Origin of the sequence: Haemophilus sp. CCUG 66565 (assembly GCF_001679495.1) — a bacterium.
GTDB classification, from domain to species: domain Bacteria; phylum Pseudomonadota; class Gammaproteobacteria; order Enterobacterales; family Pasteurellaceae; genus Haemophilus; species Haemophilus haemolyticus_K.
Genome location: NZ_LZOX01000014.1, coordinates 43793 through 60990, shown reverse-complemented (window position 1 = coordinate 60990; position 17198 = coordinate 43793). Strand labels below are relative to the sequence as shown.

14 protein-coding genes are annotated in these 17198 nt (G+C 38.9%); 11 read left to right on the top strand and 3 right to left on the bottom strand.

Annotation, left to right across the window (positions count from 1 at the left end):
- Positions 1–334: 334 nt before the first annotated feature.
- The gene (gmhB, locus tag A9501_RS05480; RefSeq protein ID WP_065265213.1) at positions 335–889 is read right to left on the bottom strand and encodes a D-glycero-beta-D-manno-heptose 1,7-bisphosphate 7-phosphatase; all 555 of its coding nucleotides are present in this window, start codon (positions 887–889) and stop codon (positions 335–337) included.
- Between the two features lie 175 nt (positions 890–1064).
- On the opposite strand from gmhB, the gene metN reads away from it, so the two are divergent.
- From metN to ilvA, 10 genes are all read left to right on the top strand, one after another.
- On the top strand, positions 1065–2102 hold the full coding sequence (gene metN, locus A9501_RS05475; RefSeq protein ID WP_065265212.1) for a methionine ABC transporter ATP-binding protein MetN: 1038 nt from the start codon (positions 1065–1067) through the stop codon (positions 2100–2102).
- Complete coding sequence (locus A9501_RS05470; RefSeq protein WP_065265211.1) at positions 2092–2781, top strand: methionine ABC transporter permease; 690 nt, start codon at positions 2092–2094, stop codon at positions 2779–2781. The genes metN and A9501_RS05470 overlap by 11 nt, the downstream gene beginning before the upstream one ends.
- Before the next feature lie 38 nt (positions 2782–2819).
- Positions 2820–3641 carry a MetQ/NlpA family lipoprotein gene (locus A9501_RS05465; RefSeq protein WP_065265210.1) on the top strand — a complete coding sequence of 274 codons (822 nt, stop codon included), beginning with the start codon at positions 2820–2822 and terminating at the stop codon, positions 3639–3641.
- A 76-nt stretch (positions 3642–3717) separates the two neighbouring features.
- Entirely contained in the window at positions 3718–4173 is a 456-nt protein-coding gene (locus tag A9501_RS05460) for a DUF3290 family protein (protein ID WP_065265209.1), read from the top strand.
- Positions 4173–4808: a DUF421 domain-containing protein gene (locus A9501_RS05455; RefSeq protein ID WP_065265208.1), complete on the top strand. Its 636-nt coding sequence runs from the start codon at positions 4173–4175 to the stop codon at positions 4806–4808. Before A9501_RS05460 ends, A9501_RS05455 begins: the two co-directional genes overlap by 1 nt.
- A gap of 162 nt (positions 4809–4970) precedes the next feature.
- The gene (gene ilvG / locus A9501_RS05450; protein WP_065265207.1) at positions 4971–6629 is read left to right on the top strand and encodes an acetolactate synthase 2 catalytic subunit; all 1659 of its coding nucleotides are present in this window, start codon (positions 4971–4973) and stop codon (positions 6627–6629) included.
- Positions 6629–6859, top strand: coding sequence for an acetolactate synthase 2 small subunit (ilvM, locus tag A9501_RS05445; protein ID WP_065265206.1), 231 nt, complete (start codon positions 6629–6631; stop codon positions 6857–6859). The genes ilvG and ilvM overlap by 1 nt, the downstream gene beginning before the upstream one ends.
- A complete protein-coding gene (locus A9501_RS05440; protein ID WP_065265205.1) occupies positions 6859–7755 on the top strand; it encodes a hypothetical protein in 897 nt (298 codons plus the stop codon). Before ilvM ends, A9501_RS05440 begins: the two co-directional genes overlap by 1 nt.
- Positions 7756–7773: 18 nt before the next feature.
- Complete coding sequence (gene ilvD / locus A9501_RS05435) at positions 7774–9612, top strand: dihydroxy-acid dehydratase (protein WP_065265204.1); 1839 nt, start codon at positions 7774–7776, stop codon at positions 9610–9612.
- An 80-nt stretch (positions 9613–9692) separates the two neighbouring features.
- On the top strand, positions 9693–11234 hold the full coding sequence (gene ilvA / locus A9501_RS05430) for a threonine ammonia-lyase, biosynthetic (protein ID WP_065265203.1): 1542 nt from the start codon (positions 9693–9695) through the stop codon (positions 11232–11234).
- A 38-nt stretch (positions 11235–11272) separates the two neighbouring features.
- On the opposite strand, the gene dnaE is transcribed toward ilvA, so the two are convergent.
- Positions 11273–14752, bottom strand: a complete 3480-nt coding sequence (gene dnaE, locus A9501_RS05425) for a DNA polymerase III subunit alpha (protein WP_065265202.1) — start codon at positions 14750–14752, stop codon at positions 11273–11275.
- A gap of 235 nt (positions 14753–14987) precedes the next feature.
- Here dnaE and A9501_RS05420 point away from each other — a divergent pair, with 235 nt between their 5' ends.
- Positions 14988–16640, top strand: a complete 1653-nt coding sequence (locus A9501_RS05420) for a phospho-sugar mutase (RefSeq protein ID WP_065265201.1) — start codon at positions 14988–14990, stop codon at positions 16638–16640.
- On the opposite strand, the gene A9501_RS09730 is transcribed toward A9501_RS05420, so the two are convergent.
- On the bottom strand, positions 16637–16810 hold the full coding sequence (locus A9501_RS09730) for a hypothetical protein (RefSeq protein WP_179855787.1): 174 nt from the start codon (positions 16808–16810) through the stop codon (positions 16637–16639). The genes A9501_RS05420 and A9501_RS09730 overlap by 4 nt on opposite strands.
- Positions 16811–17198 lie beyond the last annotated feature (388 nt).

The window sequence follows — 17198 nt, the reverse complement described above, 5'->3', positions numbered from 1 at the left end:
TTCAATCGCTCAATATACTGCTTAGCTATAAATAAAACACTACTTAAAAAGTAATTATGAATTTTCAGTTAAGCACCTATTAAGACTTCAAAATTAAAAATATTTTAAAACAAGTCAATCAACAAGTGCCCACACAGATTGTCTGATATATTGTTAAAGAGCAAAAAACAACGACGCACTTGTAAACTTAAATACTTCACAACAGTGCGTCGTTGTGTGCGGTACATTATAGGGATTTTCAAAACCCTTGCAAGTACTTTTTTGTAAAAATATTTAAAAAAATGATCTTTTGATTAAAGCTCAAGCGATTAGAGCAAAATATAGATATTTTGAGCTATTTTTTTAATCGTTTTAAAATTCTCGGAAGATCAACGATAGAATCTAACACATAATCCGCTACTCTCTCGCCTTCCTCTGTTACTATTTTACCTGTACGAACTAACACGTTCATTTTCACCTTCGCGCCAATTCCCGCTTTTAGATCTTCGACTTTATCTCCAACCATAATAGATTGAGTAGGATCGATCTTTAATTCTTTGATCGCTTGCAATAACATTCCAGATTTAGGTTTCCGGCAATCACAGTCTTCTTTATATTCACCTTTTCCCTCAGGATGATGTGGGCAATAGTAAATACCATCCAAATCCACATCTTGTTCAGCCAATGACCAATCCATCCATTCTGTTAACTGTAAAAACTGCTCCTCAGAAAAATAACCACGCGCAATTCCAGATTGATTGGTAACCAACACCAACATATATCCCATTTTCTTTAATTCTCGCAATGCATCAATCGCACCATCAATAAACTTAAAGTTATCAATTTCGTGTACATAACCATAATCAATATTTAACGTGCCATCGCGATCTAAAAAAATAGCTTTATTCATTCTCTTACCTTTCATACATATCAAATTGACGAAAATTATCTATTTAATCCAAGCAATTAGCAAATATAACTCATAACCAATCTGTCTAAAAAAGATAATCTGACATATTGACATAGCAATCTAGACGTCTAGAATACCGAAACAGATTTAAAAACAATGAAGAAAAAGGGCTTATATGATTAAGCTAAGCAATATAACGAAGATTTTTGAGCTGCCTAGCAAGAAATTGACTGCGCTTGATAATGTCTCATTAGATATCGAAAAAGGTCAAATTTGTGGCGTAATTGGTGCATCTGGCGCAGGAAAAAGTACATTAATTCGCTGTGTGAATTTATTAGAAAAACCAACAAGCGGTTCCGTTATTGTTGATGGAGTTGAATTAACAGGACTTTCTGATCGCGAATTAGTACGTGCTCGTCGTCAAATTGGAATGATTTTTCAGCATTTCAATTTACTAAGTTCTCGCACTGTATTTGAAAACGTGGCATTACCCTTAGAATTAGAAGGTGAGTCAAAAGCAAAAATCCAAGAAAAAATCACCGCACTTTTAGATCTTGTTGGTTTAAGTGAAAAACGTGATGCTTACCCAAGCAATCTTTCTGGTGGGCAGAAACAACGTGTAGCCATTGCTCGCGCCTTAGCGAGCGATCCTAAAGTATTATTATGTGATGAAGCAACCAGTGCATTAGATCCTGCAACGACGCAATCTATTCTGAAATTATTAAAAGAAATTAACCGCACTTTAGGTATTACAATTTTGTTGATTACCCATGAAATGGAAGTTGTTAAACAGATTTGTGATCAAGTTGCTGTCATTGATCAAGGTCGCCTCGTTGAACAAGGTACTGTCGGTGAAATTTTTGCAAACCCTAAAACAGAATTAGCACAAGAGTTTATTCGTTCAACCTTCCACATCAGTCTACCAGATGAATATTTGGAAAATCTTACTGATACGCCGAAACACAGCAAAGCGTATCCAATTATCAAATTTGAGTTTACGGGTCGCTCAGTCGATGCCCCGTTACTTTCTCAAGCATCAAAAAAATTTGGAGTGGAGCTCAGTATCTTAACCTCACAAATTGATTATGCTGGAGGCGTGAAATTTGGTTATACCATTGCTGAAGTAGAAGGAGGTGAAGATGCCATTACGCAAACCAAAGTTTATTTAATGGAAAACAACGTGCGCGTGGAGGTGCTTGGTTATGTTCAATGATTTCTTGGCAACATTCAGCCAGCAATTAACATCTCAAATGTGGGGTGTTGTCGCAACAGCAACTTATGAAACTATTTATATCAGCTTTGCATCTACTTTACTTGCCGTAGTAGTCGGGGTGCCTGTTGGCGTATGGACTTTCTTAACTGGAAAAAATGAGATTTTACAAAATAACCGCACTCATTTTGTGTTAAACACGATCATTAATATTGGACGTTCCATTCCATTTATTATTTTGCTCTTAATTTTATTACCTGTAACACGTTTTATCGTGGGAACAGTATTAGGTACAACAGCAGCAATTATTCCATTAAGTATTTGCGCTATGCCATTCGTAGCTCGCTTAACTGCTAATGCATTGATGGAAATTCCAAATGGTTTAACCGAAGCCGCTCAAGCAATGGGAGCTACTAAATGGCAGATTGTTCGTAAATTCTATTTGCCAGAAGCACTACCGACACTCATTAATGGCATCACACTTACACTAGTCACTTTAGTTGGTTACTCTGCAATGGCAGGGACGCAAGGCGGCGGAGGTTTAGGTAGCCTCGCTATCAACTACGGCGTATATCGCAATATGCCTTATGTCACTTGGGTGGCCACCATTATTATTGTGCTATTCGTTATGATTAGCCAAAAACTCGGCGATACACTAGCTAAAAAAGTGGATCATCGTTAATTAAACACAACTTTTAACTTAAACAGGAAGGAAATCCTATGAAATTAAAACAACTTTTTGCAATTACTGCAATCGCATCAGCTCTCGTTTTAACAGGCTGTAAAGAAGACAAAAAACCTGAAGCTGCAGCTGCACCACTTAAAATCAAAGTCGGTGTGATGTCTGGCCCTGAGCACCAAATTGCAGAAATTGCCGCAAAAGTCGCTAAAGAAAAATATGGTTTAGACATTCAATTCGTTGAATTCAATGACTACGCATTACCAAATGAAGCGGTATCTAAAGGTGATTTAGATGCAAACGCAATGCAACATAAACCTTATTTAGATGAAGATGCAAAAGCGAAAAATTTAAATAACTTAGTCATCGTGGGTAATACTTTCGTCTATCCATTAGCGGGGTATTCTAAAAAAATCAAAAATGTGAATGAATTACAAGAAGGTGCTAAAGTTGTTGTTCCTAACGATCCAACAAACCGTGGCCGTGCATTAATTCTTCTTGAAAAACAAGGCTTAATCAAATTAAAAGATGCAAATAACCTTCTTTCAACTGTATTAGATATTGTTGAAAATCCGAAAAAATTAAACATCACTGAAGTAGATACCTCTGTTGCGGCACGTGCATTAGACGATGTTGATTTAGCTGTAGTAAACAATACTTATGCGGGTCAAGTGGGCTTAAATGCACAAGATAACGGTGTATTTGTAGAAGATAAAGATTCTCCATATGTGAACATTATCGTTTCTCGTACCGATAACAAAGACAGCAGAGCTGTTCAAGACTTCGTAAAATCTTACCAAACAGAAGAAGTTTACCAAGAAGCTAAAAAACACTTTAAAGATGGTGTTGTAAAAGGTTGGTAATTTCTACCGCACTTTCACGCATTACGAAATCCCTTGCTCTGCAAGGGATTTTCTTATCTAAGCTTGGGATATTTTTATGTCTTTTTTTACTTATTTCTATTTAGAAAACCGTATGTATTTTCAAGATTATTTTAAATACATCGCAATTTTTACTTTACTTGGTGCGCTTCTATTAGTCACAAGTTTATATCTGCGCCATCGTTTAGAAACCAAATACCGAGATCTCAGTATTATTTTTCTGCTCTTAATTATTCTCTTACTCGGTATTCAGTATAATCAATATGAACAAAATCAAGTATATGCAAATGATACTTCTCGCATTGTTACATTTTTGAACTCAGTAAAAACATCACAAAATTTACAATTTGAGGATCTACGAGTAAATAGCCAGAAAATTACAAATGGTATGATCTTAAATATTAAGGATAAATACTATCAGGTAAATTTTAATAATGATTTTACTGCTTATACACTCTCTGAAATCAATTTAGTCAACCCGAATATCAATATTATTGATAAGGAAAATAAATAATGGAAAGTTATTCATTTCTTGCTATAAAACTTACAATGGGCATTATTGGTCTTGTTTTACAGATTAATTTAATGGGTAAGGGAAACCTTGCTCCAACATCAGCCATGGATCAAGTACAAAATTATGTACTGGGCGGCATTATTGGCGCTGTCATTTATAATGACAATATTGGCATACTACAATTTTCCCTTGTTCTCATTTTATGGACATTATTAATTTTTACGCTACGTTTTATCAAAAATCATAACCGATTTGTGAAAAATATTATCGATGGAAGCCCAGTTTGGGTAATTTTAGATGGCAAAGTACAAACTAGTGAATGTATGAAAAATGGTATCTCAGCCCACGATTTAATGTTTAAACTCCGTGCAGCAGGCATATATGAAATCTCTACTGTAAAACGAGCTGTACTTGAACAAAATGGGCAACTCTCAATCATTCAATACGGAGATAAAGATTTACGCTATCCATTAATTATTGATGGGCAAATTGATTACGATATTCTTGATATTATCAACCGAGATGAAAATTGGGTTCATGCTGAATTAGATACTAATAAACTCACTGTAAATCAGGTATATATTGGTGAATATTTGAATGGTCAATTAATTACACACCTTTATGACCCAACCTAATCCACTGATGAAAGTCACGACCAATAATTTAAGTTATTGGTCTTTTTTTAAAATTTCTGTCTCAATATTTGACTTTTTTTCAGGCTAGCCCTACCAATGCTATAAAATTTCGTTACAATGAAAGCTCAGACAAAAATAATAAAAGACCCGGAAACAAACACAATGACAGGTGCACAACTCATCATGGAGTGCCTGAAAGCACACCATGTCACGACTCTTTTCGGCTATCCAGGCGGAGCAATCATGCCAACTTACGATGCCCTTTATGACGCAGGCTTAGATCACTTACTTTGTCGTAATGAACAAGGGGCTGCCATCGCAGCGATTGGTTATGCTCGTTCCACAGGAAAAGTAGGCGTCTGCATTGCAACATCAGGCCCTGGCGCCACCAATTTAGTCACTGGATTAGGCGATGCCATGATGGACTCCATTCCAGTTGTAGCCATTACCGGTCAAGTTTCCTCTCCATTAATCGGCACGGATGCGTTCCAAGAAGCTGATGTTCTAGGACTATCCCTTGCTTGCACTAAACACAGTTTTATCGTGCAAAGTACGGATGAATTAGCCGATGTTTTTGCGGAAGCCTTTGAAATTGCTCAAAGCGGACGCCCCGGCCCAGTTCTTATTGATGTGCCTCGCGATATTCAAGTTGGTAACGTGCCTGAGAATGTAAAAGCCTACGTTAAAACACTAGAAAAACCAACCGCACTTTCGGCAGATAAACTTGCTGAAGCAAAAGAATTATTAAAAAATGCTAAAAAACCTGTGCTTTATGTGGGGGGCGGCGTTGGTATGGCGAAGGCTGTTCCTGCCTTACGCGAATTTTTAGCTCAGACCCAAATGCCATCAGTCTCCACTTTAAAAGGTTTAGGTGCAATTGATCCAAACGATGATGTGTATATGGGAATGATTGGTATGCATGGTACAAAAGCTGCTAATTTTGCCGTGCAAGAATGTGATTTGTTGCTCGTCTGCGGTGCGCGTTTTGACGATCGTGTAACTGGTAAACTCGATACTTTTGCGCCTCATGCCAAAGTGATTCATTGTGATATTGATGCGGCAGAAATCCATAAATTACGCCGTGCAGATGTTGCATTACAAGGGGATTTAATTCAAGCACTTAATGCACTCAAACAATATCTTGATATTGAACCTTGGCGTGAACAAATCAGAAATTTCAAAGCAAAATTAGATTTCACTTATGTTGAAAATCAAGGCAACCGTCCGATTGATCCTTGGGCATTACTCAACACCCTATCTAATCGCAAACCAAATAATGCGGTAATTTGTACCGATGTAGGGCAGCATCAAATGTGGTCAGCGCAACACATGAAGCATTTTGCGCCAGAGAATTACATTACATCAGCAGGTTTCGGCACAATGGGATTTGGTCTGCCAGCCGCAGTGGGTGCAAAAAAAGCACGTCCGCAAGATGAAGTCATTTTGGTTACGGGTGATGGCTCACTCATGATGAATATCCAAGAATTAGGTTCTATCAAACGTGGCAATTTACCGGTAAAAATTTTGCTATTGGATAACCAACGCTTAGGTATGGTTCGTCAATGGCAAGATTTATTCTGGAATAAACGTCGCAGTGAAACCATTTTAGATGACAACCCAGATTTTGTGATGCTTGCTAATGCGTTCGGTATTCCTGCAGAACGTATTGAGTCAGCTGATGATGTGGATGCAGCACTCAACCGATTATTAAACAGCAAAACAGCCTATTTATTACAAGTATGTATTCCACCTGATGAATGTGTATGGCCACTTGTTCCACCGGGTGCATGTAACGCGGATATGGTAGAGGAGATGAACTAATGAATGAATATAAACTGGAACTCGTCGCTCGCCATCGTCCTGAAGTACTAGAACGCATTTTACGCGTAGCACGTCACCGTGGATTTACCGTTACAACAATGGACATGACACTGATTGAAACCCAAGTGCGCTTAAAATTCACCGTAAAATCCGACCGCACTTTGGATTTGTTGGTGAGTCAGTTGGAGAAGTTGCCTGATATCTTCAATATAGATAGAGTATTAAACTAATGGATAAATATTTACGATGTATTACCCAAGCGTTAGGGCTTATGATAATACTTGGCGGCTTTTTTAATAATGAGCCTATTTATTTGTTTATAGGGACACTCGTTGTAGTAGTGTTTGAAATATTATCTATTTATTATAAAGAAAACAGATTTATGTGGGCGACCTTATACGGTTCCGCAGTTGCAGTATTTTTTATTTCTTATTTTGCTCTTACATCTAGTTCAGATAACCTAATACAAGAAGTATTAGGTTATGAACCAGAGTTATTTCCAAAAACCCAAAAAGCCCTAACTATACTACTTATCTATGAATATGTTTTATATTTTTTAGGGATTATCTTTTCAATTCAGGCTCTATTCTGTGGCCTTGACCTATTACCAGTATTATATGATAGATATAAATTAGGAATAAAAGAGAGCTGTGAAGAAATGACCATTAAGCTAATGAACGTCTTTTATCCATTTATTTCTTTGTTTGCTCTTTATAGCTTATACATAACTCTATTTCCTACACAAATTATAAAAAATGAAAGTTTCTCGTATCTATCTTATCAGGAGCCAGAGACTAAAATTTCCTTGCTTAAAACAAAGGTTTATTTAATTTCAAAATATTTTGATTTATTAACATTTGATAAAAATAATGGGAGATGTCAAAACCTTACCCAATCAAAAGAAATGAATAGACTTTCGGGCAAATCATTTATCTATATTAGCAAAAGCAAAAATAATGATGAAATTAGTATTGATAAAAACAAATTAGATATACCTGAAGGATTTAAAGAAAAATTTGATTTTTTTGTAAATTTTGGAAAGATCGACAATAACCATCCATTTAGGATTAGAACTTATGAAATATATAAGCCTGACTGGGAAAGATATAAATGTAATTCTATTTAAAACTTGGAGAGATTATCAATGCCAAAACTACGTTCAGCGACCAGCACTCAAGGTCGTAATATGGCAGGTGCACGTGCCTTATGGCGTGCCACAGGAATGAAAGAAAATGACTTCGGCAAACCGATTATTGCGGTGGTGAACTCATTCACCCAATTTGTGCCGGGGCATGTTCACTTAAAAGATATGGGGCAGCTCGTCGCCAAAGAAATTGAAAAAGCCGGCGGTGTGGCGAAAGAATTTAACACCATCGCGGTGGACGATGGAATCGCGATGGGACACGGCGGAATGTTGTATTCACTGCCTTCACGCGACTTGATTGCGGACTCGGTGGAATACATGGTGAACGCCCACTGCGCGGACGCGATGGTGTGTATTTCCAACTGCGACAAAATTACTCCGGGAATGCTAATGGCAGCAATGCGTTTAAATATTCCGACGATTTTTGTTTCAGGTGGTCCGATGGAAGCAGGTAAAACTAAACTTTCCGATCAATTAATCCGCTTAGATTTGGTTGATGCGATGATTGAGGCAGCCGATCCGAATGTATCAGATGAACGTATTGATGTCATTGAGCGTAGTGCGTGCCCAACTTGTGGTTCTTGCTCTGGTATGTTTACCGCAAACTCAATGAACTGCTTAACTGAAGCCTTAGGTTTATCTTTACCTGGCAACGGTTCCATGTTAGCCACTCACGCAGACCGCAAAGAATTATTCTTAAAAGCTGGTCGTCAAATTGTTGAGCTGTGCAAACGTTATTACGAACAAGATGATGCAAGCGTATTGCCTCGTTCAATCGGTACTTTTGATGCCTTTGAAAATGCAATGAGCCTCGATATCGCAATGGGTGGTTCAAGTAATACTGTTTTACACTTATTAGCGGCAGCACAAGAAGCAGGCGTAGATTTTAAAATGGAAGATATTGACCGTTTATCGCGCAAAGTACCTTGTTTAAGCAAAATTGCACCAAACACCAATAAATACCACATGGAAGACGTACACCGTGCAGGCGGTATTATGGGATTATTGGGTGAATTAGATCGCGCTGGATTAATTCATAAAAATACACACACCGTGCTTGGAATGAGCATGGGAGAACAACTAGACCAATACGATATTATTCGCAATCAAGATGAAGAATTACATAAATTCTTCCGTGCAGGCCCTGCTGGCATCCGCACAACTCAAGCATTCTCACAAGATTGCCGTTGGGATACCGTCGATAATGATCGTGTAAACGGTTGTATTCGCAACAAAGAAAACGCAATTTCGCAAGAAGGTGGCTTAGCCGTATTATTCGGTAATCTCGCTGAAGACGGATGTATCGTTAAAACCGCCGGTGTAGATGAATCTATTTGGAAATTCACTGGCACTGCTATCGTATTTGAAAGCCAAGAAGATGCGGTTGCAGGCATTTTAGGTGGCAAAGTCAAAGAAGGGCATGTTGTTGTTATCCGTTACGAAGGCCCTAAAGGCGGACCAGGTATGCAAGAAATGTTATACCCAACCAGTTACTTAAAATCGATGGGCTTGGGCAAAAAATGCGCTTTATTAACGGATGGCCGTTTCTCTGGTGGTACATCAGGCTTGTCTATTGGACACGCTTCACCAGAAGCTGCTTCTGGCGGTGCAATTGGCTTAGTACGCGATGGCGATATGATCAACATTGATATTCCAAATCGTGCAATTAACTTAGAAATCAGTAATGAAGAACTCGCAGCACGCAGAACTGAACAAGATCAAAAAGGTTGGCAGCCTGCTAACCGTGAACGTGAAGTATCTTTCGCATTAAAAGTATTCGGTCACTTCGCCACCTCTGCGGACAAAGGTGCGGTACGCGATAAAACATTATTAAAATAATTTAATGGTTCCCCCTCCTTTATAAGAGGGGGATAAAACAAAGGAAAAACTAACCGCACTTCATCATCAAAACAAACACTATGAAAAACCTACTCACCAATCCTCAACCTTCTCAATCAGATTATATCAATGCCATTGTTAAACTTGGTTCACGCGTATATGAAGCCGCACAAGTGACCCCTTTACAAAAAATGGGAAAACTTTCTGAACGACTGCACAATAATATCTGGATTAAACGAGAAGACCGTCAGCCAGTAAATAGTTTTAAACTACGCGGTGCTTACGCAATGATTTCTAGCCTTTCAGCAGAACAAAAAGCAGCAGGCGTAATAGCGGCATCTGCAGGTAACCATGCACAAGGCGTGGCATTATCAGCGAAACAATTAGGCTTAAAAGCATTGATCGTCATGCCACAAAACACGCCAAGCATTAAAGTGGATGCAGTGCGTGGTTTTGGTGGTGAGGTGTTGTTGCATGGTGCTAATTTCGATGAAGCCAAAGCAAAAGCTATCGAGCTTTCAAAAGAAAAAAACATGACATTTATTCCACCATTCGATCATCCATTAGTGATCGCTGGACAGGGCACGTTAGCGATGGAAATGTTACAACAAGTGGCAGATTTGGATTATGTGTTTGTACAAGTCGGCGGTGGTGGCTTAGCTGCGGGTGTGGCAATTTTGCTTAAGCAATTTATGCCAGAAATTAAAATCATCGGTGTAGAATCAAAGGATTCAGCATGCTTAAAAGCCGCTCTCGATAAAGGCGAGCCAACAGATTTAACCCATGTTGGATTATTTGCGGATGGCGTTGCCGTAAAACGCATTGGTGACGAAACATTTCGCCTATGCCAACAATATCTTGATGATATGGTATTGGTCGATAGTGATGAAGTTTGCGCGGCAATGAAAGATTTGTTTGAGAACGTTCGTGCTGTTGCAGAACCATCAGGTGCGTTAGGTTTAGCCGGTTTGAAAAAATATGCCAAACAAAACCATATTGAAGGCAAAAATATGGCGGCAATTTTGTCTGGTGCAAACTTGAATTTCCACACATTACGTTATGTATCTGAGCGTTGTGAAATTGGTGAAAATCGAGAAGCTTTATTAGCCGTGACCATGCCTGAACAACCCGGTAGTTTCTTAAAATTTGCTTATGTATTAGGTAACCGAGCAGTAACCGAATTCAGTTACCGTTATGCGGATGATAAACGCGCTTGTGTGTTTGTTGGGGTAAGAACGACAAATGAGCAAGAAAAAGCAGACATTATTGCAGACCTCACTAAAAATGGTTTTGATGTTGAGGATATGTCTGATGATGATATTGCGAAAACGCATGTTCGCTATTTAATGGGTGGTCGTTCAGCCAATGATAATGAACGCTTATATACGTTCGAATTCCCAGAGCAAAAAGGTGCGTTATTGAAATTCTTGGAAACATTACAAAATCGTTGGAATATTTCATTATTCCACTATCGTGCCCACGGCGCGGACTATGGAAATATCCTTGCTGGTTTCCAAATTGAAGAACACGAACAAACAGAATTTGAACAGACTCTTGCCCAACTCAATTATGTTTTTGAAGATGTAACAGAAAGCAAATCTTATCGTTATTTTTTACGTTAATCTTATAAAAAAGGCGTGATATTTTTCACGCCTTTGTATTATTCAAATTCTAATTCCACCGCACTTTCGCCAAGTAAATTCACCAATTCCGTCAGAATTTCATCTGTTGGAATAATCGACCATTGCACGCCCAAACGTAACAAAGCACGACCTTTCAGACTTTGGTAATACACGTTAATCGGCAACGTTCCACCACTCACTGGCTCAAGTAATGCTTTAAGTTGTTTAATGAAACTTGGTGTAATTTGATGCTCAGAAAGGCTGATAGCTAAGGATTTGACATAACGAGAACGAGCCTCATCTAAGGCCATTAACTCTCGCACCGTCATTTTTAAGCCACCTGAGAAATCATCAACACTGATCTGTCCAGAAGCAATCACTACTGTATCTTTTTGTAACTTTTCACCAAATTGCTCTAAACTTTCACCAAATAAAGTTAAATCTAAACGACCAGAACGATCATCTAATGTTGCAATACCGAGTCGATTACCTTTTTTAGTCATAGCTATACGAGACGAAACTAATAATCCTGCGGCAGTACTTATTTGCCCACGACGATTTGGAGTCAAATCTTTTAAACGTATTGATGTGTAATGAGATAATTCTTTTAAATATCGGCTTACAGGATGACTACTTAAATAAAGCCCTAGTGTTTCACGCTCACCATCAAGAATTTGTTTTTCTGAGTAAGGTGGGGTATTCGCATAGGCATTCTCAACTTCTTCATGGGTTTCAGTCAGCACCCCAAACATATCCGTTTGTCCCATTGCTTCATCTTTAGCATGTTGATCAGATGCTTTAAGGGCATCTTCTAAATTCTTAGAAAGTGCGGCGCGATGTGGACCTAATTTATCAAAGGCACCTGACATAATTAGGCTTTCAAAAGTCCGGCGGTTAATTTTCTTCAAATCTACTCGAGCACATAAATCAAATAAGTCTTTGAAAATTCCCCCTTCATTTCTAGCAGTCACAAGTGCCTCAATAGGGCCTTCCCCCACACCTTTAATTGCGCCAATACCATATACAATTTCACCTTGGTCATTAACACTAAAATGATGCTTACCCACATTAATATCTGGTGGAGCAACCTTTAATCCCATACGTAAACATTCATCATATAAACCCACAATTTTATCCGTGTTATCCATTTCAGATGTCATTACCGCTGCCATAAATTCTGCAGGGAAATGAGTTTTGAGCCAAAGGGTTTGGTAAGACACCAAGGCATAAGCGGCAGAGTGAGATTTATTAAAACCATAGCCAGCAAATTTTTCCACCAAGTCGAAAATCTTCATGGAAAGCTCACCATCAACACCGTTTTTTACCGCCCCCTCTTTAAACACAGAACGCTGCTTTGCCATTTCCTCTGGTTTCTTTTTCCCCATCGCTCGACGCAATAAGTCTGCTCCACCCAACGTATAACCTGCCAACACTTGCGCAATCTGCATAACTTGCTCTTGATACAAAATAATACCGTAAGTTGGCTCAAGAATAGGCTTCAAGCTTTCATGTTGATATTCTGCATCAGGATAGGAGACTTCTTCTCGACCATGTTTACGATCAATAAAGTTATCCACCATGCCTGACTGCAAAGGACCAGGACGGAACAATGCTACCAACGCGATAATGTCTTCAAAACAGTCTGGCTGAAGGCGTTTGATCAAATCTTTCATACCACGAGATTCTAGCTGGAATACAGCTGTAGTTTCAGAACGTTTAAGCAGTTCAAAAGATTCATGATCATCTAGAGGGATCGCAGTAATATCAACAAGTGGCTTACCTTCTCGAGCCATGCGAGCATTGATCATATCTAATGCCCACTTAATGATAGTCAGAGTACGTAATCCCAAGAAATCAAACTTCACAAGCCCAGCATATTCCACATCGCTTTTATCAAAATGGGTAACAGGGTGAAGCCCTTCATTATCGCAATAAAGCGGCGCAAAATCCGTAATTAAAGTTGGAGAAATTACTACGCCTCCCGCATGTTTACCCGCATTACGGGTTACACCTTCCAACTTACGCGCCATATCTATTAATGCTTGTACCTCTTCATCACTGTCATACGCCACTTGCAATTGTGGCTCAACTTCAAACGCTTTTGCGAGCGTCATTCCTGGATCTGGAGGAATCAATTTCGAAATACGATCAACAAAACCATAAGGATGCCCCAATACGCGTCCTACATCGCGAATCACCGCTTTTGCCGCCATGGTACCAAAGGTGATAATTTGTGATACTGCACCGCGTCCGTAAGTTTCAGCAACATGCTCAATAACACGATCTCGACCATCCATACAGAAATCCACGTCAAAGTCAGGCATAGATACCCGTTCAGGATTTAAAAAACGCTCAAACAGCAAATCAAACTCAAGCGGATCTAAATCGGTAATTTTCAATGCATAGGCAACTAAAGAACCAGCCCCTGAACCTCGTCCTGGTCCCACTGGAATATCGTTATCTTTTGACCACTGAATAAACTCCATCACAATCAAGAAATAACCAGGGAATCCCATTTGGTTGATAACACCTAATTCTACTTCTAAACGTTCATCATATTCTGCCCGTCTTTCGGCCCTAATTTTCTCATCCGGAAATAGAAATGCTAAACGCTCCTCTAGTCCTTCTCTGGCTTTTTTTATTAAGAAATCCTCCGTGCTCAATTCACCCGTTGGAAATTTTGGTAAAAAATATTGACCAAGACGAAGCGTTACACTACAACGCTGAGCAATTAAAAGCGTATTTTCTAAAGCTGAGGGAATATCTGCAAATAACTCACACATTTCCTCTTCTGAACGGAAATATTGTTCGGAGGTATAACGTTTTGGGCGCTTAGGATCATCTAAAGTATAACCATCTCTAATCGCTACACGAATTTCGTGGGCTTCAAAATCATCTTGCTTGAGGAATACCACATCATTTGTAGCAACTAACGGTAAATGGTAATGTTCAGCTAATTTTAGTGCTGCTTGGATATAACTTTCTTCATCCGCTCTTCCTGTGCGGCTAAGAGCAAGATAAAAATGCTCGGGAAAAAATTCTTGATAAAATGCGACCGCACTTTCAATCTCATCAGCATTATCTTTTAATAATTTCTTTCCCACATCTCCCTGTATACCACCAGATAAGATAATCACCCCTTCTCGATAATCAATAAGCCAATCTTGATCAATATAAGGTAAGTCGTTATAACCTCGCTGGTAAGCCTTTGATAACAATAAAGTAATATTTTTATAGCCTTCATTATTTTTAGCCAACAAAGTCAGATCAAAGTATTCATCGCCACATAATGTACTTTTGACTTTTACATCTGCCCCGATAATTGGCTTCATCCCTAAAGAAAGCATCTCGCCATAAAAGCGCACCACACCGCAAAAATTTGTAAAATCCGTTAGTGCCATTGCAACCATTTCATTAGCAGCACAGGCTTTTACTAACGGTTTCACTTTGACGATACTGTCAATCATCGAAAAATCTGTGTGCGTGCGAAGATGGACGAAACGAGGCTGGGATGACATTGAAAATCCTTAAAGTGCGGTTAAATTTTGCCGTAAATATTTAGGCGGTATTATAGCGAATTTTTCAAACAAATGCCTATGCAACAAACGGCTTTCCTAATTAGCTCGGATAACCGATTGCGTGAACAAAAAATGTTAAGTAGATCAAAATTTTGATAATTATCCGTTCCCATTTTTGGTGATTTCGGCTAGTCTAGCAGCGATTTATTTATTTCAAGAGAATAAGGATGATCCTATGACAACTCTTTTTCATGTAGCGCAAAATTGGTTAAACCAAGACCCTGACGCAGAAACTCGTGCAGAATTAACCGCACTTTTAGATGCGGCAAAAGGCGGAGATAAAGCGGCAGAAGCAGAATTGCACGCACGTTTTGATGGTCGCTTACAATTTGGTACGGCTGGTTTACGTGGCCGTTTACAAGCTGGCTCAATGGGGATGAACCGAGTTTTAGTTTCTCAAGCTGCTGGCGGTTTAGCGGAATATTTAAAAGATTACGATAAAGAACCATCAATCGTAATTGGTTACGACGGCCGTAAAAACTCTGATGTTTTTGCCCGTGACACAGCTGAAATTATGGCGGGTGCAGGTGTAAAAGCTTATTTATTACCACGCAAATTACCTACGCCAGTTTTAGCTTATGCTATCCAATATTTTGATACCACTGCAGGTGTAATGGTGACAGCAAGCCATAATCCACCGGAAGATAACGGTTATAAAGTGTATTTAGGTAAAGCAAATGGCGGAGGTCAAATCGTTTCACCAGCGGATAAAGACATCGCAGCATTAATTGATAAAGTTGCGGCAGGCAATATCCAAGATTTACCACGTAGTGATAATTATGTGGTGTTAAATGATGAAGTGGTAGATGCCTACATTGCAAAAACAGCATCATTAGCTAAAGAGCCAGCTTGCGACATTAACTATGTTTATACCGCTATGCACGGTGTTGGCTATGAAGTTTTAAGTAAAACGCTAGCAAAAGCTGGCTTACCACAACCTCACGTGGTAGCAGATCAAGTTTGGCCAGATGGCACATTCCCAACCGTGAACTTCCCAAATCCAGAAGAAAAAGGCGCATTAGATTTAGCAATTAAAGTGGCAAAAGAAAAGAATGCTGAATTTATCATTGCTAATGACCCAGATGCAGACCGTTTAGCCGTTGCTGTGCCTGATGCACAAGGCAACTGGAAATCACTACACGGCAACGTGGTAGGCTGTTTCTTAGGTTGGTACTTAGCAAAACAATATCAAGGCAAACAAGGCACATTGGCTTGCTCACTTGTTTCTTCTCCTGCGCTCGCTGAAATTGCGAAAAAATACAGTTTCAAATCAGAAGAAACCTTAACCGGTTTCAAATATATCGGTAAAGTATCTGGCTTATTGTTTGGTTTTGAAGAAGCATTGGGCTATTTAGTTGACCCAGATAAAGTACGCGATAAAGACGGTATTTCTGCAGCAATCGTGTTCTTAGATCTTGTACGTAACTTGAAAAAACAAGGCAAAACTTTAGCAGATTATGCTGATGAATTTACTAAAGAATTTGGTGCTTATGTGAGTGGACAAATCTCTATTCGAGTAAGCGATCTTTCAGAAATTGGAAAATTAATGACCGCACTTCGTAACAATCCACCAGCAGAAATCGCTAGCGTGAAAGTGGCACAATTTATCGACCATACTAAAACAGATCGTCAAAGCGATATCCTTGTATTTAACTTGGAAAATGGCGGACGCTTAATTGCTCGTCCTTCAGGTACTGAACCAAAAATTAAATTCTACTTGGATACGCGCGGTAAAGATTCAAAAGATGCAGATCGCGTATTAGCAGAATTTGATGAAGGTGTTCGTCACATTCTTCGCCAAGATGCTTATGGCAAACAAGCTTGCTAATTAATCGCTTCTAAAAATAAAACGCACTTTGTAGAAAGTGCGTTTTTTATATCTGAAACCCAATAAATACCATCAAATAAAATTAGAATTACAAAGATGACTAATTGATTAATAAAAATTAGAATTTGAGATAGTTTGACTAATGGAATGGTTACATCGTTATACCCCATATAAACATTCCATTAGCCAACAACAACTAACAATATCACACCTAACAACAAGGTTGGTGGACAAAGAAGCGGACTGAAGCCCTCCATTTGCCCCACATCCAGTTATGGATGTTGTCCTATCATCAATGGCCACTTCATAATAAAGGTGAGCGACTCACTCGTTATCATTTCACTGATTAGGATATCGTTCGGGAATGTCAGACAACAGTCCGCCAAACCCAATAGGCAAGATGCACAGCTCTATGCCAAATGGCACAAACGTCCATTCTTGTGCCTAAATCTTGATTTATAGCTTGCTTCATTGACAACAAACTTACTGTGCAGATATATGGTATGACTTTTCACTTTTAGAAACTGTGATCTAGATCACAAAATTTGAAATACGATA